At 66.4% G+C, this 18,029-nt stretch carries 25 protein-coding genes; 1 reads left to right on the top strand and 24 read right to left on the bottom strand.

What is annotated here, in order from left to right:
- The 24 genes from ACN6PJ_RS29640 to ACN6PJ_RS29755 form a co-directional block, all read right to left on the bottom strand.
- A partial coding sequence (locus tag ACN6PJ_RS29640) for a hypothetical protein (RefSeq protein WP_427999256.1) occupies window positions 1–1,692 on the bottom strand: 1,692 nt, incomplete at its 3' end.
- 94 nt (window positions 1,693–1,786) lie between these two features.
- Window positions 1,787–3,769, bottom strand: coding sequence for a hypothetical protein (locus ACN6PJ_RS29645; RefSeq protein ID WP_427999257.1), 1,983 nt, complete (start codon window positions 3,767–3,769; stop codon window positions 1,787–1,789).
- Complete coding sequence (locus ACN6PJ_RS29650; RefSeq protein WP_427999258.1) at window positions 3,766–4,323, bottom strand: hypothetical protein; 558 nt, start codon at window positions 4,321–4,323, stop codon at window positions 3,766–3,768. Before ACN6PJ_RS29650 ends, ACN6PJ_RS29645 begins: the two co-directional genes overlap by 4 nt.
- On the bottom strand, window positions 4,313–4,768 hold the full coding sequence (locus ACN6PJ_RS29655) for an N-acetyltransferase family protein (RefSeq protein WP_427999259.1): 456 nt from the start codon (window positions 4,766–4,768) through the stop codon (window positions 4,313–4,315). Before ACN6PJ_RS29655 ends, ACN6PJ_RS29650 begins: the two co-directional genes overlap by 11 nt.
- Window positions 4,761–7,205, bottom strand: a complete 2,445-nt coding sequence (locus ACN6PJ_RS29660; RefSeq protein WP_427999260.1) for a hypothetical protein — start codon at window positions 7,203–7,205, stop codon at window positions 4,761–4,763. The genes ACN6PJ_RS29655 and ACN6PJ_RS29660 overlap by 8 nt, the downstream gene beginning before the upstream one ends.
- 10 nt (window positions 7,206–7,215) lie before the next feature.
- Window positions 7,216–7,785 (bottom strand): hypothetical protein, encoded by a 570-nt coding sequence (locus tag ACN6PJ_RS29665; RefSeq protein WP_427999261.1) that lies wholly within the window; start codon window positions 7,783–7,785, stop codon window positions 7,216–7,218.
- Window positions 7,786–7,867: 82 nt separating this feature from the next.
- Window positions 7,868–8,326 carry a hypothetical protein gene (locus ACN6PJ_RS29670; RefSeq protein ID WP_427999262.1) on the bottom strand — a complete coding sequence of 153 codons (459 nt, stop codon included), beginning with the start codon at window positions 8,324–8,326 and terminating at the stop codon, window positions 7,868–7,870.
- Between the two features lie 36 nt (window positions 8,327–8,362).
- Window positions 8,363–9,232, bottom strand: a complete 870-nt coding sequence (locus tag ACN6PJ_RS29675; RefSeq protein WP_427999263.1) for a phage capsid protein — start codon at window positions 9,230–9,232, stop codon at window positions 8,363–8,365.
- A 199-nt stretch (window positions 9,233–9,431) separates the two neighbouring features.
- The gene (locus tag ACN6PJ_RS29680) at window positions 9,432–10,316 is read right to left on the bottom strand and encodes a hypothetical protein (RefSeq protein WP_427999264.1); all 885 of its coding nucleotides are present in this window, start codon (window positions 10,314–10,316) and stop codon (window positions 9,432–9,434) included.
- Window positions 10,317–10,319: 3 nt separating this feature from the next.
- The gene (locus ACN6PJ_RS29685; protein ID WP_427999265.1) at window positions 10,320–10,553 is read right to left on the bottom strand and encodes a hypothetical protein; all 234 of its coding nucleotides are present in this window, start codon (window positions 10,551–10,553) and stop codon (window positions 10,320–10,322) included.
- Window positions 10,550–12,178, bottom strand: coding sequence for a portal protein (locus tag ACN6PJ_RS29690; RefSeq protein ID WP_427999266.1), 1,629 nt, complete (start codon window positions 12,176–12,178; stop codon window positions 10,550–10,552). Before ACN6PJ_RS29690 ends, ACN6PJ_RS29685 begins: the two co-directional genes overlap by 4 nt.
- Before the next feature lie 4 nt (window positions 12,179–12,182).
- Window positions 12,183–12,449 (bottom strand): hypothetical protein, encoded by a 267-nt coding sequence (locus ACN6PJ_RS29695; protein WP_427999267.1) that lies wholly within the window; start codon window positions 12,447–12,449, stop codon window positions 12,183–12,185.
- Between the two features lie 2 nt (window positions 12,450–12,451).
- Window positions 12,452–12,736 carry a hypothetical protein gene (locus ACN6PJ_RS29700; RefSeq protein ID WP_427999268.1) on the bottom strand — a complete coding sequence of 95 codons (285 nt, stop codon included), beginning with the start codon at window positions 12,734–12,736 and terminating at the stop codon, window positions 12,452–12,454.
- 68 nt (window positions 12,737–12,804) lie between these two features.
- Entirely contained in the window at window positions 12,805–13,074 is a 270-nt protein-coding gene (locus ACN6PJ_RS29705) for a hypothetical protein (protein ID WP_427999269.1), read from the bottom strand.
- Window positions 13,071–13,442 carry a hypothetical protein gene (locus tag ACN6PJ_RS29710; protein ID WP_427999270.1) on the bottom strand — a complete coding sequence of 124 codons (372 nt, stop codon included), beginning with the start codon at window positions 13,440–13,442 and terminating at the stop codon, window positions 13,071–13,073. The genes ACN6PJ_RS29705 and ACN6PJ_RS29710 overlap by 4 nt, the downstream gene beginning before the upstream one ends.
- Window positions 13,439–14,050, bottom strand: coding sequence for a crossover junction endodeoxyribonuclease RuvC (locus ACN6PJ_RS29715; RefSeq protein ID WP_427999271.1), 612 nt, complete (start codon window positions 14,048–14,050; stop codon window positions 13,439–13,441). The genes ACN6PJ_RS29710 and ACN6PJ_RS29715 overlap by 4 nt, the downstream gene beginning before the upstream one ends.
- Window positions 14,047–14,517 carry a hypothetical protein gene (locus ACN6PJ_RS29720; protein ID WP_427999272.1) on the bottom strand — a complete coding sequence of 157 codons (471 nt, stop codon included), beginning with the start codon at window positions 14,515–14,517 and terminating at the stop codon, window positions 14,047–14,049. The genes ACN6PJ_RS29715 and ACN6PJ_RS29720 overlap by 4 nt, the downstream gene beginning before the upstream one ends.
- Window positions 14,514–15,269 (bottom strand): hypothetical protein, encoded by a 756-nt coding sequence (locus ACN6PJ_RS29725; RefSeq protein ID WP_427999273.1) that lies wholly within the window; start codon window positions 15,267–15,269, stop codon window positions 14,514–14,516. Before ACN6PJ_RS29725 ends, ACN6PJ_RS29720 begins: the two co-directional genes overlap by 4 nt.
- A complete protein-coding gene (locus tag ACN6PJ_RS29730; RefSeq protein ID WP_427999274.1) occupies window positions 15,269–16,210 on the bottom strand; it encodes a hypothetical protein in 942 nt (313 codons plus the stop codon). The genes ACN6PJ_RS29725 and ACN6PJ_RS29730 overlap by 1 nt, the downstream gene beginning before the upstream one ends.
- Entirely contained in the window at window positions 16,210–16,608 is a 399-nt protein-coding gene (locus tag ACN6PJ_RS29735) for a nuclease domain-containing protein (RefSeq protein WP_427999275.1), read from the bottom strand. The genes ACN6PJ_RS29730 and ACN6PJ_RS29735 overlap by 1 nt, the downstream gene beginning before the upstream one ends.
- Window positions 16,608–16,790 carry a hypothetical protein gene (locus ACN6PJ_RS29740; protein WP_427999276.1) on the bottom strand — a complete coding sequence of 61 codons (183 nt, stop codon included), beginning with the start codon at window positions 16,788–16,790 and terminating at the stop codon, window positions 16,608–16,610. Before ACN6PJ_RS29740 ends, ACN6PJ_RS29735 begins: the two co-directional genes overlap by 1 nt.
- Window positions 16,790–17,200, bottom strand: a complete 411-nt coding sequence (locus tag ACN6PJ_RS29745) for a recombination protein NinB (protein ID WP_427999277.1) — start codon at window positions 17,198–17,200, stop codon at window positions 16,790–16,792. The genes ACN6PJ_RS29740 and ACN6PJ_RS29745 overlap by 1 nt, the downstream gene beginning before the upstream one ends.
- Before the next feature lies 1 nt (window position 17,201).
- Window positions 17,202–17,381, bottom strand: coding sequence for a hypothetical protein (locus ACN6PJ_RS29750; protein WP_427999278.1), 180 nt, complete (start codon window positions 17,379–17,381; stop codon window positions 17,202–17,204).
- Entirely contained in the window at window positions 17,378–17,755 is a 378-nt protein-coding gene (locus ACN6PJ_RS29755) for an XRE family transcriptional regulator (protein WP_427999279.1), read from the bottom strand. The genes ACN6PJ_RS29750 and ACN6PJ_RS29755 overlap by 4 nt, the downstream gene beginning before the upstream one ends.
- 100 nt (window positions 17,756–17,855) lie before the next feature.
- Here ACN6PJ_RS29755 and ACN6PJ_RS29760 point away from each other — a divergent pair, with 100 nt between their 5' ends.
- Entirely contained in the window at window positions 17,856–18,020 is a 165-nt protein-coding gene (locus ACN6PJ_RS29760) for a hypothetical protein (RefSeq protein WP_427999280.1), read from the top strand.
- The last annotated feature ends 9 nt before the right edge of the window (window positions 18,021–18,029 follow it).

Raw genomic sequence — 18,029 nt, forward strand, 5'->3', positions numbered from 1 at the left:
CATGCGCACCGGCAGGTCCGGCTGGGCGGCTTCGATTTCCGCCAGGCGCGTCGTGACATAGGCGTCGCTGGTGGCTTCCGCCGTGGTGGTGGGCAGCTTGGCCGGCGGCGCGATGGGATCGACGTCGGCGCGAGACGCGGTGGGCGTGACCAGGTCGGTGCCGGATGCGAAAGCCTGGCTGCCCGGCAGCGCGTCGCCGGCGTTTGCCTGCTCGGGGGCTGCCTTCCGTCCCCGCTCGGGAATCTGGAACGGCGATTCAGCAGCACGGGCCGCATCGCGAACGCCGGCGGCAACTGGCGTCATGGCCGTGGCCGGTGCATCAATTGCGGCACGCTCGGCGCGCATCTGCTCGATCCGCTCGTCCAGGACGGCAAGCGCCTGGCGCGCGGTCATGGCGTCTGCGTTAGCGTCGATCTGGGCTTCCAGCGCGGCGATGCGCGCGTCAGTCTCCTGTACCCGCGCTTCCAACTCCTGACGTGCACGGTTCAGCGCGGCCCGTGCGCCGGTGCGCGGCTCATTGGCGCGGATCTGATCAGCCAGGGCGCGCAGCTCCGCATCGTCGCCCGCAGAGCGCCGCGCCTGGGCCAAGTCCTGGATCTCGGTGCGCAGCGCCCGGATGGCGCCCGGATCCGCCAGTGCCTCGGCCTGCGGCAGCAGTTCAGCCCGCGCGGCCTCCGACCGAGACACCATAGTTTCCAGCGCGCGCGCGACATAAGCGTCCTTCATCGGGAACTGGTCCGCCACGTAGACCGACAGGCCGTCGGCCATCTGCGACGAGGCGCGCATGACCGACATCATGGCGTCGTTGGCCGCGCGCACGTCGCTTGCGTCGCCCAGGTTCCAGGAGTCGACCACCTCGCGCACGCGCTGCACGCGCGCCGCGTCGACCAGCTCCTGCTGCATCGGGCCGCGCGGCGCCTCTGCGGCGTCAGCGGTCGGCGCCACCTCTGGCGCTGCAGCTTGCCCTTCCCGCGCCGCCGCGCGCGTCCTGCCTCGCAGCGCCCAAGCGCCGAATGCCGCCGGCACCAGGGTGGAAACCGCCAGGCCCACCGGGTCGAAGGGGTCATATTGGTCGGCCAGGTTGCTGTAGTCGGCGTTGTTCAGGATGTCGCGCGTCATCTGCTGCTGGGCGATGAACAGGCCCGGGCCTCCGCCCGCGGCATAGCCCAGAGTTCCCGCCAGCGTCTTGCCTGCCACGGGCAGCGCCACGCCTACACCCGTCGTCACGCCAGTCACGGCGCCCACGCTCGCGCGGATGGCCAGGTCGACACCTTGTCGACGCAGTTCGTCCGAGGCCGTCACGCCCTCATCCGCACCTGTCAGCATCGCCCCTGTCAGCGGGTTGCCCGTGGCCACCGTGTAGCCGACTGCCTTGGTGATGGTCTTGGCAAATCCGAACATCATCTGTTCGGCCGTGCTGGCAGTCTGCGGGTTCGGCCCCAGCCAGCGGCTCGCATCGCGCAGGGTGTCGCCGGTGCCGCTGCTGAACGCCGTGCCGTCGTCCAGCGCCTTGCGCGCCGCGCCCGTGCCCTGCTCGCGCCAGACGCGCTGTTCCTCAGTCTCGGCAAAGGGCAGAACGCCCGTCGCGCCCGTGGCCGCCATGGCCGAACCGAACGCGCCCACGGCATCGGACAGGAATGCGCCGGACTCCAACGTGCCCGCCGCCGCGCCGGTGAATGGGGACTTCGCCATGCCCCAAAAGCTAAAGCCCCGCTCGGGGCCAGGCGCTATTGGCGCGAGCTGCGCGCGGTTGCGTAGCGCTTCGTTTATCTCGCCCTGGTAGGCATCATCGAGTGCCATTGCTTACCCTCACGATGACCGGCTGACCGGCCTGATTCAGCACGACGCCCGTACCGGACGACACGGTGTAGCGGCCCTGGCCGGCGTGGCGCAGTACTGCGTTGGGCAGACCCTTGATGAATTCGGCCACGGGCACCGCCTTGCCTGCCACGAAGACATTGCCGTCCGGCGCCTGGTCCCTGAAGCTGTCCGGGGTCAGCGCCACCAGGCCGCGTTCAAACTGGCTTTCGGTCATGCCCAGGGGGAGCGGGATCTTTCCGCCGTTGAAGTCGAAAATGCCGCCGGCCACGGTTTCGACGGCACCACGGATGCTTCGACCCTCGCGGCGGACGTCGGCATCGGCACGCACGCGCACCGCCGAATCGATAACTGCGTTTTCCATCTCCGGGGTGGCGAACACCCCGCGCACCTCAGCGGCAATTTCGGAGCGCCACCGCGTCACGTCGGCATCCGCCACGCGCTTGTCCTTGATCGCCTGCTCCCCGCGGATAACCTGCTCCGACACTAGCCCCCCGTTGGGCCGCTGCTGATCCCCCAGGGCGGCAGCCAGCGCCAGCGTGCGGTCCTTGCTGTCCAGTTGGGCGGCGATGGCCGACATCGTGCGCGTGCCCACTACCTTGGACAGGGACGCAATGCTGGTGGCGCGCTGGTCGGCGGGCAGAGCGTTGAGCACGGACGCCACTTGCAGCGCTTCATCCGAAGTGAAGGGGGACACCGGCCGGCCCGCGACGACCTCTACCTGCTGGGCCTGCGCCAGCCTAGCCTGCACGCCCTGTGCTATGCCGGCGATGCCGCCAGCCATGTCCAGCGGCGCCAGCTCCGGCAGCACGTTCCGGTCGACGGCCGCGCGCAGCGGGTCTTCCTTGTATTCTCGCTGGGATGCCTCGTAGGACTTCTGGTGCTGCTCGTACATCTGCTGCCGGGTTGGGGTCCACCCGTCGCGGTTGCCGATGGCGAGCAGGCCGTCCAGCATCTCGCGCTGAGCGGCCAGCGGCTGCATCGCGAACGCCGTGCCCGCCGGCGCCTGCGAGACGGCTGCTTGGAACGCGGCCTCGTAAGGCGTGCCCTGCATCGCCGACGCCGCGCCGGCCAGATACTGCGGGTCCAGTTTCTTCCCCTGAGTGGAAAGCTGCTGCACCTCTGCCAGGATGCCCGCCGCCAGGCGGTCACGTTTCGCTGCGTTGATCTCGGCCCGCTGCGCCGCGGCGACCGCGCGCTGCTCCAGCGCCGTCTTGTACCCGGCCGTGGTATTCAGCAGCACCGCGCGCCGCTGCGGATCCAGCGCGGCGAACTCGTCCGAGTTCAGCATGGATTCCACCTTGTTCAGGTCGGCCATGCTGTTGCGCGCCCCATTGACCAGGCTGTAGGCCTTGGTCGCATAGGCCTTCTCGCGGAACGTGTTGATGTTGTCTTCGATCTGGCTGGGGTTCCAGCCGGCCGACGGGCCCATGGCGCGCACGGCCTGATCGTATCGGCTGGACGCCAGGGCAGGATCGGCCTCCCTCTCCAGGGAGATACCCAGCGCCGTCAGCTCGCCGCCGATGTTCTGCTGCACCTGACGAGTGGCCATATCCCGCACTCGGCCACCCATTCCAACGGAGGCGCGCTGGAGCTGCGCCCCGACGATATCGCGCTGCACCGGCCCAACACCTTGCAGCCGGTCGTCCATAAGCTTGCGGGATTGCTCCGCCCAGACCCCCTCTGCCTTGGCCGGGTCCAGCTTGCCGCTGGCCAGGTCGGCGCCGAGTTGGTCCTGCAGGCCAGCCAGGGCCGATTCGGACTCTGCCATGAAGCGCAGCGATTGCGCCTTCTGGTGGGTCGCCAGCAGATCCTGGGATATCCCGCCAACCTGCTGCCCAATGTTCTGTAGCGTCTGGCCCGAGCCGTCAACAAAGGCGCCAGCCGGCAGCCTGGCGGCTTGCTGGGGGCCCGCGACCGCGTTTCCAAAGTTCCCAGTCGGGATTTTCATATCGCCCTCCCAATCAGCCCTTCCAGGCTGCCCAAGGCCTTACCGCCACCGCTGAAGTTGGAAGAGACCTTCAGGGGACTGGCTCCTCCGATCTGCCCGGCCTTCCACATCCCGAAGTTGCCGGCCGCGCCCAGGATGCTGGTCAGCGCGCCGCCGGCGCCACCGCTGCGCGCATTCTTGGCCGCCTGGCGGGCGGCCCGCGCTTCGTAATCCAGCGTCCGCCCGCGGCGCTCGCCATCCAGAATTGCCGTGTAGGCGTCCGTTTCGGCATCCGATCCGATTTGGTCATTCACCCGAACCGGCGTGCCGGTACCAATCGAGACGCCGGACGCCGCGTAGGACGACTCTGCCTCGGCCTGCTGGCGGCGGCCAGCGCGCCGGACACGTTCAGCGGCCGAGACCGCCGAATCCCGTTCTGCCGCGGCCTGGTTCTCCAGTTGCCGTGCCTGCGCATTCGCGAGGTCGGCCTGTTGGCCTCCTTGCCCAATCGAGCCGATGGCGCCCAGAACGGACGACCCGGCCAGCGCCCCAAGGGCGATAGTTTCAATTCCCATGCTCTAGCTCCAAGCCAACCATGTAGTGACGGAATCCCAGACGCTCATAGAGCGCCGCGGTTCTTTCGGTATGCACGCCCGTGGAAACGCCCGCCTCGATCCAGCGGGCCCCCTTCGCCCTTGACCAGGCGGCCATGGCGCAGATCAGACGTGTAGCCGTGAAGCTGCCCCGGTACCTGGGCAGGATGAAAAACGCCAGCTCCTGAGCGATGATCTCCTCGCTCATCCAATTCGGCGACGCGATGGCAAGGATGCCGCCCACCAGCAGCCCGTCCCGGCGCGCCACCAGCACCAGGCCATCGGACGTTGCCATCAGGTTGGTGATCGTGGTGCGCACGCGCTCCGCGCTGTAGGCCAGCCGGTTCCATCGCGGGCTCTCAGCGGCCATCTGGCGGCCGAGCTCGACCAAGCCTTCGATGTCAGAGGGGCGGCCCGGCTCAATCATTGGTGGTCCATTTGCGCACGACGGCGAGCAGGTGGAACGGCATTGGGTCCGGCTGTGTGAACTCGCAGAACATCTCCCCCTTCTCCCAGCCCGTAGCGCCCACGCCCTCCCATCCGCTGTACGGCGCGGGCGGCTGGTCCAGGATTCCCGGGCCGAACTTGCGCAGGTTCACAGGCTTGCCATTGATCTGCGTGCCGACCGTGTCCAGGAAAAGGGCATAGAACTCGTGCGCGCGCATGTTGCTCGCTTGTGCCGTACCCGTCGGCGTCCCGATTTCCGGTCGCAGCAGCTTTACCCGCGGCACGACCGGCAGGCCGAACTGCACCTGCTTGGCAGGGCGCGGCAGGACCACTTGCCCGCCGGACACGACCATGGGCGGCTGCTTGGCGCCGTCGGCGTTGCAGGCGACCGTCTTGCCTTCCAGGTGGTCCAGGCCACCCCAGACGGCCTTACCGACGGGGTCGGTGCCGAATGCCGTGGAGTGGCAATAGGCGGTCGGATCGAACCGTTCCACATATCGGCGCGTCACGCCGTTGACCGTGCGGCGCACGCTCACCCACACCTCATCGACATCGCCAGCAGGAACTACGCAGACACTCTCGAAGGCGCCGTCGGTCTCCTGCCGCGTCCAGGCCACCACGCCCTCATCGCGATCGATGGTCATGGTGGCCAGCGAACCATCCGCGCAGACGCACCACAGGACCGACACCGGCTTTTGCTGGTACGCCATCTCCATAACGCCAGACTGGAGCAGATGCTCTGACAGCGTCGTCAGGTCCGGGGATCTGTACGAGTCCGTCGCCACGTTGTAGGACATCGCCAGAACGCTCGTGCCCGCGCGCTGCACGAACACAAGCTCGTCGCCGATCCGCGCCGGCCGGACGTCGGTGGTGCCGTAGACGCTCTGGTCTTTGGCCTGCACGTTCGTGGGTGTGAGCGGCTTTTCCACCCCACCGGCCAGCGTCCATTCTGTGCCCAAGGTCAGCGCCAGCAGCGCGCGCACGCTCGCCAGGTGCTGGATGCCGTTGCTTTCCCCGTCCAGCGCGTAGAAGAACGCGTCGGTGTCTAGGTCGCCTAAGGTGAAATCGAAGTACAAGCCCGTTCGGCTCCCCCAGCATCCATTCGGGTCGCGCTGCGTGCCACCGAAGACGAGGCGCTGCTGGTTGATCGTCACTGCCGTTGGATAGCCATAGGTGGGGCTCCATACGCTTTGCTCCAGGCTCCAGGCTCCGGCCGGCGACTCGACATCGGAATCCAGGTCGGCGCGCACGACGCCGCGCACATTGCGGGCGTCGACGTACTCGGTGATCAGCACCAGCCCTCGGTTGATCCGCAGGTACTGCCCCACGTCGCTGGGCCGGAAGCCGTCGTAACCGGTCGTCACCGCGCCAGGGATCTTCTGCGCCGTGCCGAAGGCGGTAGGCGCTGGGGTCGAAACCGTGAACCCGGAATAGTCGAAATTATTCGCGTCCACTACTGTGATCGTGGTCTGCTTGTTGTAGTCGGACGGCAGGCAGTTTTCGATCCGAACGGTATCGCCGGTCGAATAGCCATGGGCCGCGACCGTCGCGCGCGCTGTCGTCGTCGTGTTGTGCACCAGGTTCGTGATGGCCTTCTGTGGTTGGGGTGTTCCTGGCGTCGTGGAGGACTGCATCGTGAGCGTGATGACCTTTCCGGCGGTGCCCTTCTCCGACGGCTTCACAGCAGCCAAGGGCGAGCCCGCCAACGTCCAGCCATTCGCGCCGATGGATGTCGACAGGAAATCGGATGCGATATCAGCCGTCACCACAGTGGAACTGACAAACCCGGTGATGTTGGCGATGCCCGGCCCAGCGATGATCTGCCGGCCCACGTCGCTATTGAGGAAAATCCCACCGGCAGCCGTCAGCGTCCGGCCCGGCCCCACGCTTGCGCTGCTCAGGGTCAGGCCGAACGACGGCGTGATACCGATCTCTGCGAATGGCACAACGGAGAACGGCACCGCGCGCAGGCGCCAGTTGGTCTCATCTAGGCGCTGGAGAATCTGCGGGGCGATCTGCGGGTGCGTGATGAACATGGTGGTGTCTTTCTGGGCGAACCGCAGCTCCGGCACCGCGCCAATCCCCCATGGTGTCGCGATCTCGTACGGGGCCGCGCCGACGACGATCTGGCCTGCCTTGGCGCGGTACACCCGCATGTACGCATTTCCGAACTCCAGGACGTAGGCGACGTCTCGGTTGAATACGAACGGGATCAGGCGGGTTGCCTGCGATTCGTTCTTGACCGGGCTAATCATGCGCGTACCGGGCGTGCGCTCCGCGCCGCCGTAGACGTTCACTATGACGTTGCGCAGCGCTTCGGCACCGTTCTGGTACCGGGCTACGTCGACGCGCCCTCGGACCTTGGGCGAGATCTCGCCGGCGGTGAAATTGGTCTGGATCGTGTTGATGCGCGGCATGCCGCTCTCCTCAGAACCGGGCCATGGTCAGCGCCGAGTCGCCGAACTCCTCCGGCGGCTGGTCCTGCCCGTCGATGGCCTTGGCCACCTTCAGCTTGAACTGGCCTTCCTGGTTCAGGCTGTCGCGCAGACTGGTCGATGCAGTAACCAGGTAGGCCATCGCCGCGGCCTGCAGGATTTCGGCGGCCTCGACCATGGAATCGTCCCAGGTGCCTGGGTTGGTGTTCTCCCAGATGTAGACCAGCGGCAGCGCGTTGGTGCGTGCCAGGATGCGGCGCCCTTCCTGCTGGTACGTCAGCGGACAATTGCGCTTGCCGACCTGGACTGTCTTCAGCCAGTCCGTCGGCAGATTGAACTGGTAGCCGTAGTCGAATGCCGGCGCCTCGGCTAGCGGTGCCAGGATCACGCGCTTGGTCGCGCAGTTCCAGGGATGAGCGCGCAGCACCATGTTGCGGACCGTCGGCCAGATGTTGGAGCTGGGCCCGGCAAACCGGGAGTTCTCCTGAAAGCTGGCGATGGGGTCGGCCCCCAGCCGCTGGAGCGCATTGGAGCAGATGGAAATTTCGCTGGCGGTAGACATTCGCGGCACCTGAAATAAAAAAGCCGGGGGATAAACCCCCGGCAATGTCCCTCTGGAACCCAGGGGGTGACCACGGAAATGATCAATCGGTTACGTACGGGATCTCGAAGCGGATCTGCTGGTTCGCAGCCAGCACCGCGCCCAGGACCGTCGCGTAGACCTCGACGTCCGCCGGCGTGATGTAGTCGGCAGCCGCGGCCACCAGCACACCCGTGTCGGCGACGACCTTGCCAGCCGCCGAGATATCAGCGCCGTCCGTCACGCCGTCAGCGTCGATGACTTCCTTCGTCTTGGCGTTGCGGATGCCGATGTCCACGGTGGAACTGGCGGTGCCGGCGCCGCCCACGGACAGCACTGCGCCGGTCAGAAAGCGCGAGTTGACCGGCACCGTGCCCAGCAGGATGGTGTCGTTGACGGCGTACGCTGCATGCGTCGCTGCGAGAGTGGCAACCAGCACGCGCTGGCGGCCATGGGATTCGGCGGGCAGCAACTTTTTGCGATCCGCCACCTTTTGCGCTTGCACGCTGTTCACTTCAGCCATGGTGTTCTCCAGGTATTTCGGTCAGGGAATCGAGGGTTAGAAGGTGAAGTCGATAGCGACGACCTTCTCTTCCTCGACGCGGACGGCGCCATGGGACGCGCCCATGTCCACCTGCATGAGGTTCTTCTTGTCCTTGCGGCGGCCGGCGGTGCCTTCCACGTAGCCGGAGCCGAAGTGGATAGCCGACTTGGCCCAGGCCACGGTGCGCGCGGTGTTGCCGCCCGTGATCTGTACCGCCTCGTAGGGTTTCCAGCGGAAACCCATCCAGTTGCCCGAGACGTCACCGTCCTGCAGCATCTTCACGGCCAGGAAGTCGGCGCTGGTCAGCGTGGTGTCGGCCAGGATGTCTTCCAGCATTTCCGCCGTGTACGTGATGTACAGTTCCTCGCCGTTGTGGGAGTCCGCCTCGTTCTTGCGGAACATCTTGCGTGCGGTCAGCAGCTTGGCCTTCGTGAAGCCGGTGGCGCTGGCGGTGATGATCTGGCTGGCGGGCAGCGCGATCTGGGCGCCATCCTTGGTCTGCGCATTGCCGATCAGCGCGTTGTAGATGATCGAGTCCTTGCGGCGGTTGTGCGCAGCCACCAGAGCGCCCATGTAGCTGCCGTTCAGCGGGTTGGCCAGCACCTTGGGCTCGTCGTTGCGGTCGACCGGCAAAGCCTGGAAGAAGTCGCGCATGATACCCACGCGGGTGCTGTGGGGGGCTTCCGAGAAGACGGTGTCGCCGTGGCGGACGGTATTCTCGGGCATATCGTCCAGCGGCGCCAGACGGTTGGCGGTGAACGATTCGCCGGTGATGGTGCCGCGATCGGTCACGCAGCCGGCGAAGCGGGAGTCCAGTTGCTGGGCCTGCTGGCGAATCGTCGTATCCCACTGGATAACGAATGCCTGGGTGATGGTGTTCGACATGGAAAACTCCAAAACGGATTGGTCGGTTCAATTCGCCTTGTGGGTTGCCCGGAAACCGGACCCATTGAGTTCGCCCATTGCTGCCGGCTACCGCACCACTGGGAGGGCTGGAACCGGTTGTCCGCGCGCCATGCGGGCCGGTGAATGCCCGCAATGGTCACGCTGTGGGGGTGCCGAAATCTCGGCAATTTGAGGGGTGTCAGGCGGCGGCCTGAGTGCCGTGCTTGCGCTCGTAGTAGCCGCGCACTTGGGCGCTGACCTTTTCATGCTCGGGGTGGCGGGGGTTCTTGTAGGCGTCGGACAGCATGAGCTGCTGCACGTCATCCTCGCCGAACGTGCGGAACGACGATTTGCCGGGCGCCGTGTCTTCCTGGAACTCGGCGCCCAGCGCGGACATCATGCGCAGGAATACCGGGTTGTTGCCCAGGCCCGCCTGCTCGACCTGCTCCATGGTCAGGCCCGCGCGCTCGATGGCGGCGCTGGTGGCGGTGTGCGCCAGGCCGGCGTGCCGCTGGAACTCCTTCTGATCCTTGCCCCAGACCTGCTGCAGTTGCTCGGTGGCCTGCTGCTGGTCGACCTGTTGGAAGGCGCCAGCCAGTTGCGGCACGGCCTGGAAGTAGTGCTTCATGACGACGTCAAGCTGGCCCTGCGTCAGGCCGGCCTTGTGCGCATCCGCCAGGAAGCCCTGCATGGTTGGATCTTCGCCGGCCTTGTAATCGCCCATCGCCTCGGGCGGCTCGATCTTGTACTCGCCGACTTCCTTGGGCGGCACGTCGCCGGTGCCAAGGCGCTTTTCGAGGTGGGCGTAATTGTCGGCCAGCTTGCGGGCCGAGGCGTCCAGGTCGAACGTACCGTCGTCCTTGGTCACGCGGAACTTGTCGGGGATGAACTCTTGCGGCAGCGCTTCGGTCGCGCCCTCGCCTTGCTTCAGCAGCGATCCGGCCGGGGCGGCTGGCGCGGCAGCTTCCGGCGCGGCGGCCGGTGCGCCCTCACTGCCGGCGGAGCCATCGGCCCCGGTGTCGCCACCACCGGCGCCACCATCGGCGCCCGCTTCTTGCATCACTCGGTGCGAACGTTTCCACATTGCTTACTCTCCTGGTTCGGCGTTCGGATCGGGCACGCCGTTGGCCCGGTTGATCTGGGCCGCAATGAAGTCCAGTACCCGGCGTTCGCCCAGGCGGTGATAGGTCTGCAGGACTGCATCGATGCCGCCGGTCTGGACGGCGGGGCGCGCGAAGCGCTGGATCAGGTCTTCCAGGAGCGCCGCGCCGCGGCGGTCATCCTCGAAGATTTCCTTGTAGACGCTGGGGTCGACGCTCATTGCTGTTGGGCCATCCGTTCAATTCCGGCGCTGGCGGCTTCCATGCCGATCGCTTGCTGCATCGCCTGCTGTTGCGCGGCCTGCTGCTGCTCGGCGCGAATGCGGCGGATCTCAACCACGTCTTCGGCGTTGCGTACGATGCGCGCTGGTACGCCGCGGCCATCAGCACCACTGCGGATGCCCTCGTCAACGTCGAAGTTGTCCCACACGCTCGGATCGCCCTTGGCTGTGGCCAGCTGCGCGGTGGCGGCGAAGGCCCCCTCAATGGCGCTGACCTCTTCCAACTTCTGGCTCTTGGCCATCGGCGACAGGTACACGATGCTGTACTGACGGCCAGCCAGCGACGGCGGCGGGGGATCGAACAGGCCACCCCGGAACGCCAGGCCGAAGCAACGCTGGATCAGGGGCTTCAGGTATTCCGACTGCATGCGGCCATACACAGGCCCCAGCAGCTGACGTATGAGGTTGATCCGGGCGTAGAACTCGGTCGCCGTGCGCGGCTGGCCTTCCATGGGCGGAAGCTGGTCTGCCATCAGGGTGCGTCGGATCTTGGCTTCCAGATCCTGGCGCTTGGTGAAGGAGACGTTGAAATCGGCGCCCGTGGTGAGCGGCTTCATGCTGTCAACGCTGTTGGCGACGATGATCTTGCGCGGGCCGACCTTGACGGTGCGGGGGTTCAGCACCCCGTCATCCTCGGCGATCCACATGCCCGCGACCGCGATATCGACGTTGGCCAACTCCATCTGGGCCAGCTTGTTCAACGTCTTGACATCGGGCAGCGCATCGAACATGGGCCCTACCGCATAGACGGAGTTCGGCACGCGCGTCCAGCGCGGCGCGAAGAATGGCTGCTCGTGATAGCCCGACTCGCGCAGCACGGTCTTCTCTTCGCAGTCCACGTACACCGACGCAAACGGCATGTTCTTGGCGCGCCTGGCGCCTTCCCTGCCCTCGCGGCGCGGGTAGATGGCGTGGACCAGGTTCACCTTGACGTCGTATTTCTCGGACGTGTACAGCTCGCGAACCTTGGGGCTGACCTTGTCCAGTCCGAATTCGGACACGCACTGCTCCACCGTCATGCAGTACGGCCGGAAGACCGTATCAATGGCGCCGCCTGGCTCGGACGCTGCGCAGTAGCAGTTCCCGATGGGCCAGAGTTCGAAGCGGAAGCCGTCGACGGCACCGTCATCGTCGCGGGCCTCGGTTACGTACATAACGAACCAGCCGAAGGCGACCATGTCCAGCAGGCCTTCCATGGACTCGGCGTCGAAGTTGCTGGCGTGGATCTGCGTCCACAGGCGCTCGGCGGACTCGTCCAGCCACTGGCGCTCGGAGTCCTCCTGGTCTTGCACCACCAGGCCGAACCAGCGGGTGTTCGACGGCGTGCTGCCGGTCTGCGTGCTGGAGGCCAGGATACGGCCGGCGTCGGTGGCAGTGGAATCGTACAGCTCTGCCTGCTTGGTCTGCGTACTGCTCAGCTCTTCGCGCTCGCCGTAGAAGCCCTGCGACCGGATGGGGAAGCTGAAGTCGCCGCACTGGCGCCAGACGTCCTCCTTGTCCGTGCGCAGGCCGCGCAGCTCGCCCATGCGGCGGAGGATGGAGGTTGCCAGATCGTCTTGCGCCACGGCGCTACTCCCCGAGTTTGTTCTTGCCGTAGGCCAGGACGGACGAGGTTTGCGCCGGCTGCGTGCCAGAGCCGGAGGCCAGCAGGCTGTTGCTGCGGCGCTGGCGCGAACGCTCGGCGGCCTGGGCATTTGCCGCGGCGGCGGCTTCCTGCTCGGACTTCTTGCGCTCGCCCTCGGGGTCAACCGCGGCGGGCGCCTCGACGCTGGGGCTATCGCCGGTGCCCAGAATCCCGCCCACGACCTTGCCGAGGGTCTTTGTGACGCCGCCCATGGTCAGGCCTTCGCCGCCGGCTTGGGCGTGGGGATGACCCAGCCGTCGCGGGACAGCACGGGCGCGGTCAGGGTGTCCGGGTCGATGTCGGCGGCGTGCATCTGGCTGTACGGCTGGCGCTCGGCCGGCTTCTTCGCCGCCTTGGTTTGCTCGGCCGGCTTCTCTGCGGGCGTGGCGTCAGCCTGCGGGGCTTCGGTTGTCTGGGTCTCGGTGCCCGTCTGGTCGCCCTCGGGCGCCGTGGCGGGCGTTTCGCCCGGGGTCTGGACCTGGTGATTGCGCTTGGACATGCTCGGCTCCGTCTTGGGGAAGATCGGAGCCGATTGTCTGGCTCGGCAGTAGCCGAAATCTCGGCTATCTACGCGCGGTTGGCGTAGATCCTGGCGCCGTTGCCTAGGGCGGCGGCAGCCGGAAGCGTCTCTCGCGGCAGCTGCGTGGTTTCGGACCAGAACTTGATGAGGGTTTCGCCGTCCTGGTGGCCGGGCGTGCTGCCAGCCTGCCAGGACGTGAGGGTAGACCGTGGAATCCCGGTGAACGTGGACACGTCGTGCAGGGAATATCCCTCGGCACGCAGGGCCAGCAGTACCCGGTTCCAGTCGACCCGCGGCGCGGGCGTGATCGTCCTCATGCCTCGATCTCCCCCAACGTCCGCCAGTTGTCGACCCGGCTCACGGCATGCACAAGGGGACGCTGCACCTTGGCGGCCTCGGCGGCCAAGGCTCGCAGGACGCGATCGAGGCGGTAGGCCGGCGCATTCAGGGCGTCGTGCTGGCGACTGGGCACGGGCTCGCCGACCGGCGCCTGCACAAATTTCTGCATGTAGGCGATGACCGAGCCGCGCCCCGGCAGCGGCTCCCCGGTCATGCGCTGGATCTGCGCGCACACTAGAGCGTCGGTGACGCGCCCGCCGAAGTCGTGCCCCGCGGCACGGATCTTGGCGGTCGCCGCACGGCGCACGTAGCGGGCGTGGGCGATTTGTTCGGGAGTTCGGCTCATGCTTTGCGCTCCTGTGCAACGGCCCAGTCCAGGACGGCCAGGGCGTCTGCATCGTTGTCCGTCTCCGGACGGAATCCCCTGGCGCGCGCCTGCGCGACCATCGTGGCCTTGTCCGCCCCACCCTTTCCCGTCCAGTGCTTTTTCACGGTCTGGACGTTCGTGCCCACCAGCTCGATGTTGCGGCGGTCGGCGGCCATTTCCACCAGCGCGCGGAAAGCGCCGTAGCAGTGCGCATCCCGCACGCCGGCGTGGAAGCTGACGTGTTCGTAGGCGATCCGCTGGACGTGGTGCAGCTCCAGCACCTCGGCAAGCCAGGACTGGAAGCGCAGCCACCGCTGGCCATCCGTCCACGACTTGCGCGGCGCGAAGCTCTGCGTGCCGTGCACGACCTTGCCGTCGCGCTTGCGCACCGCGTAGCCCGTCTTCGTGCCCAGGTCCAGCGCCAGGATGCAGATGTTGATCGACGGCGCGGGCGTCTCCGGGGCGAACAGGCCGGCCTGGCCAGCATCCAGGCCCAGGGGTGGCGAAACGTGCGCGCGCGCGTAAGTGTCCGAGAGCGTGCCGGCCATGGGGTCGTATGCGTCGAGATCGGGTTGCGAGAGGTTCATGCTTCGGCTTCCTCGGTTTGGTTTTGGTCCAGCCAGGTCGGGCCGGCGGGTTTGGGTGTGCCCATGTGCGCCTGGGGCTGGCGGCATTCGTCGCCCAGGACGCGGAGCATGTGAGCGCCCAGGTGGTAGGCGGTGAGTTTTTCGGCTTTGGCGGCGCTGGCCAGCAGGTCGGCGCGTCCCAGCGCTTCGATGCGGTCCAGCACCTTGCGGCTGACGCTGTCGCCCTTGGGGCGGTTGACCAGCCAATACGCGGCGGTGAACAGGGGTTTGCGGTTCTGGGCGCGCGCGGTGATGTCGTCGAACTCCGAGCGCGGCGCGCCGAAGTGCAGACGGCAGTGCCAGTCCTGCGCGCCCTGGGTGCTCATCGTGAGCGTGCCCGGCAGGCAGCAGCCGAAGGCAGCGCAAAGGCCATAGCTTTGGGTTTCGTTGCCGCTGGCGGCGGCGCTGGCTTCGGCGTAGGAGGTCATGCGCTGGCCCCTTGCTGGTGGTGGGCTACCTTGGCGGCGGTTTCGGCTTTCAAGGCGTCCAAGCGATCGCGTTCGGCCTGGCTGGCCTCTTCGGCGGCGCGGCGGCGCTTCTCGCTGGGCGACATGGCGCTGGCCACCAGCTTGCGCAGGCGCGCGATGTTTTCGGCTGCGACCTCGTCGTCGCCCATGCCGTTGGAAGGATCAGGCGGCGGCAGCAGTGCGGCCACATGCGGAGCGGGCAGCAGCCCGGCGTTGCCGGCGGCGGTCAACGCGCGTTCGCGGCGGTCAGCATCCCAGCCCAGCGATGCCTGCCACGCCACCTGCCGCCGCTCGTTGCGCGACCGCGTCACCAGACGGTCATACGCGCCCTTGAACGCCATGCGCGCGCCGACTTCGTCGCCCAGGTCCAGCACGGAGCGGCACGAAGCGAAGGCCTGAGCGGTTTCCTGCGTCCAGACGACCGTTTCAGCCTCGTCGCGCGATAGCAGCGCAGTTGCCCATGCTTCGTCTGCGCTGGGTCGGTTGTCGCCCGTGCCGTGGCCGAGCAGCGCCAGAATCTGCGCCGGCGTGGGCGGAAATTTGGCCTCGTTGGCCACGTACTGCGAGAAAGCTGCGCTTACCGCGGCGAACTCGTAGGGCTCCAGCATGCGCAGCCACAGCATCTGCGTCGCGGGCTGCGGCGCCACGCGGTTGTAGGCGTCGAACACGCCGGCCAGCAGGTCGGCAAAGGCAGAGGTGTCGCGGCTGTGCATCAGACCGGCTCCATGTCGATGGTGCGGCTGTCGTTGCCGCCGTGGCCTGCCAGACGCAAGAACTCCTGCTTGCGCCGTTCCGACTCGGTCATCCCCGCCGCCATGCCCAGGCCGATCTGGCGTCCAGGCGCTTGGTCGGCACGGACCCATTCGGCCTTGAAGCTCTGCCACCCGCGCTCGGAAGCGGTGCGCAGTGCGGCGTTCAGCGACACGCCGGCCATCGCCGCTTCTCGCTCAAGGCCTGCCAGCGCGGTAGCAGTGACCGGCGCCCGCTTCTTCGCGCGCAGCGCCAGGAAGTCGGCAGCCACCTGGGGGTCGACACCACGGGCTTGCAGGTCAGCAGCGGTGATCGTCGAACCGGCTTTGGGGCTTTCGGAGCTTTGGGATTTCCGGGTTTCGGTGCGTATCTTTTTTTCCTGTTCTTGTTCCTTCTCCTGTTCCTGTTCCTGTTCCTGGCTTCGATGGGGCTTCGAAGGGGCTTCGTTTTGAACAGGGGAAACCGGAGCGGAATTCACCGACGCGATGCGCCTTTGGGTCAGGTGGAACGACTCCGAATAGCGGTCGAAAAACAGGCCCAAGAAAGGGTTGTCGGGCAGCGCGTCATAGTCCTTCTGAATTCCAGCACAGCGTTTATCGGCGGGCTTCAGCGCTTCGCCGATCTGGTACGCGGCCATCTCATTGACCCAGACCATTTCAGAGGCTTCGTCGTAGGAGCAGAAGCCCACTTCGATGCACGCATGAAGCCCCTTCCAAGCCCCTTCGATGCCCAATCCGGTTTCGTGGGCCATGTACAGGACGGGCTGGTAATAGAGCCCGAGCATGTTGGAGTGGGGAGAACTGAGCAGATACAGGGCCACCAAAGCCCCTTCCGGAGACTTGCGAAGGGCCTTCCCGGTGTTCCCTGTCCAGAAGGTCGGGACGATCTTGGCGTAGTCGCGCATCAGAGCGCCTCCATCTTGCCGGCGCGCACAGGCAGCCAGCGGTTGTAAGCCCATTCCCAGGTCGCGCGCTTCTCGGCGTCTGTCAGGCTGAAACCCTGATCCAGGCACTGGTGGCAGCGGAAGCAGCCGGGAACGGTGTAGGTGTCTTTGGCCTTGATGCCCATGCCCTTGCCGTAGGCGGACCAATTGGCGTGACACGGGACCACGCTTTCCTGTTCGCCACGGCACACGCCTGGGATCTGGAGAAAGCAAGGCTCGCCGCGACAAGCGGTCAGGTACTTGGGTTCGTGATAGCCCGGGCGCTTCTTGGGCGCGCGGCGCTTGAATGGGGTGCGTGCCAGGCCAGTGGTGGCCTTGAGCGGCGTCTTGCGGGTCAGGGGCGTGGAACGCTTGAACATCACAGCCCCCCGCCGCGCAGGGCGCGCGCCGACACATGGCGCAAGGGGTACAGGGCCAGCCATGCCGCCAGCACGACCGCGCAGCGTGCGTAAGTCGGGCGGCCATAGAACTCGTCCAGGTCCATCGGGGAATCGAGCCATGCGCCGATCTGCTGCGCGCGAGGGGTGGTGTCGTCCCACATCAGCGCACCCATCCCGGCACGTCGATCTTCTCGGACCAGACGACGCCGTTGTTGGCGCCCCAGGCGTACATGAGTTCGATCAGGTCGCCCATCTTGCGCTGGCTCATGCCGCTGGTGTGTTCACCCAGCAGAACTTCGCCGCCGTACAGGCCCTCGGCCGTCAGGCTTTCTTGGGACAGTGCAGCGGTGAAGATGTCCTTCCACTGCTTGTCCTTCAGGCGCCGCGGCGTACCGTTGACGGGCCACAGCTTTTGCCGCGCGATGTCGCCAAGCATGGCCCACATCTTTCGCTTGGTAGCATCGGAGGCGGTGGGCTCGGCGGGCGGCATGAACAAATGGCCGTCTGGCGCCGCGTCGATGTCGCGGTGGGCGCGCTGGCGCGTGCGGTGATTCAAGGGATAGCGCTGCATGTCAGTGTCTCGTCGAAAACTGTTCAAAGCGGCCAACGATGTTCATCGCGCGCGCCAATTCGGGGTCGCGCTGCTCACGCAGGCGCATTTCTTCGTAGACCTTGGCCCAATCCTGGCCATGCAAACGCAGCGCTTCGTCACGGGCGCGCCGGGCGATCTTGAGGGCTTGGTCATAGGTCATGCGACCCTCTGGGCAGCAATCACTTCTTGCATGATCGTCAGGCGCCCAAGATGGTTGAGGTACTGGCTGACCGCGTAGTTGCCCACCGCCGCCTCAAACGCATTGATCTTTTCGGCAGGCAGGTTCAGGCGCGGCGCGCCGCTGGGCATCAGCGCATCCTCATGGAGGTAGCTGCTGACGTGCTGGGGGTACATGCCGCACAGTTCGGCCAGCGTGCGCATGGTCATGCCACGCGGGCGGCGCATGTCCCAGGCAAGTCTCACCGCCTGGCGGTAGGTCACGCATCGCGCGATTTCCGCCTTGTCTACGAACAGCATTGGTTCGGACGGACGGATGCGCAGGAAATCGAGGCTAGCCCCTTGTTCTCGCTGCATTTTTGAGTACGCCTAATAGGGAAATTTGATGGAGTAACAGCGTCGGTAACAGAGTCGGGACATGGAGAATTCGCTCTGTTCCAACACGACGCGACCCGACATGACCGAAACCGAAAAGCTTCTGCAGCACGCCCAAGACATCGCCCGCCGCACCTTCGTGGACCCGAGCGAAAAGGCCGTGCTGGATATCTTTGATGAGCTGCGCGCAGAGCGTGACCGCACGGCTTGGGCGACGGACGGGCGCGAAAGCGCGTCGGTGCATTGATGCGGTCAT

The organism is Achromobacter sp., assembly GCF_050285585.1.
GTDB lineage: Bacteria > Pseudomonadota > Gammaproteobacteria > Burkholderiales > Burkholderiaceae_B > Achromobacter.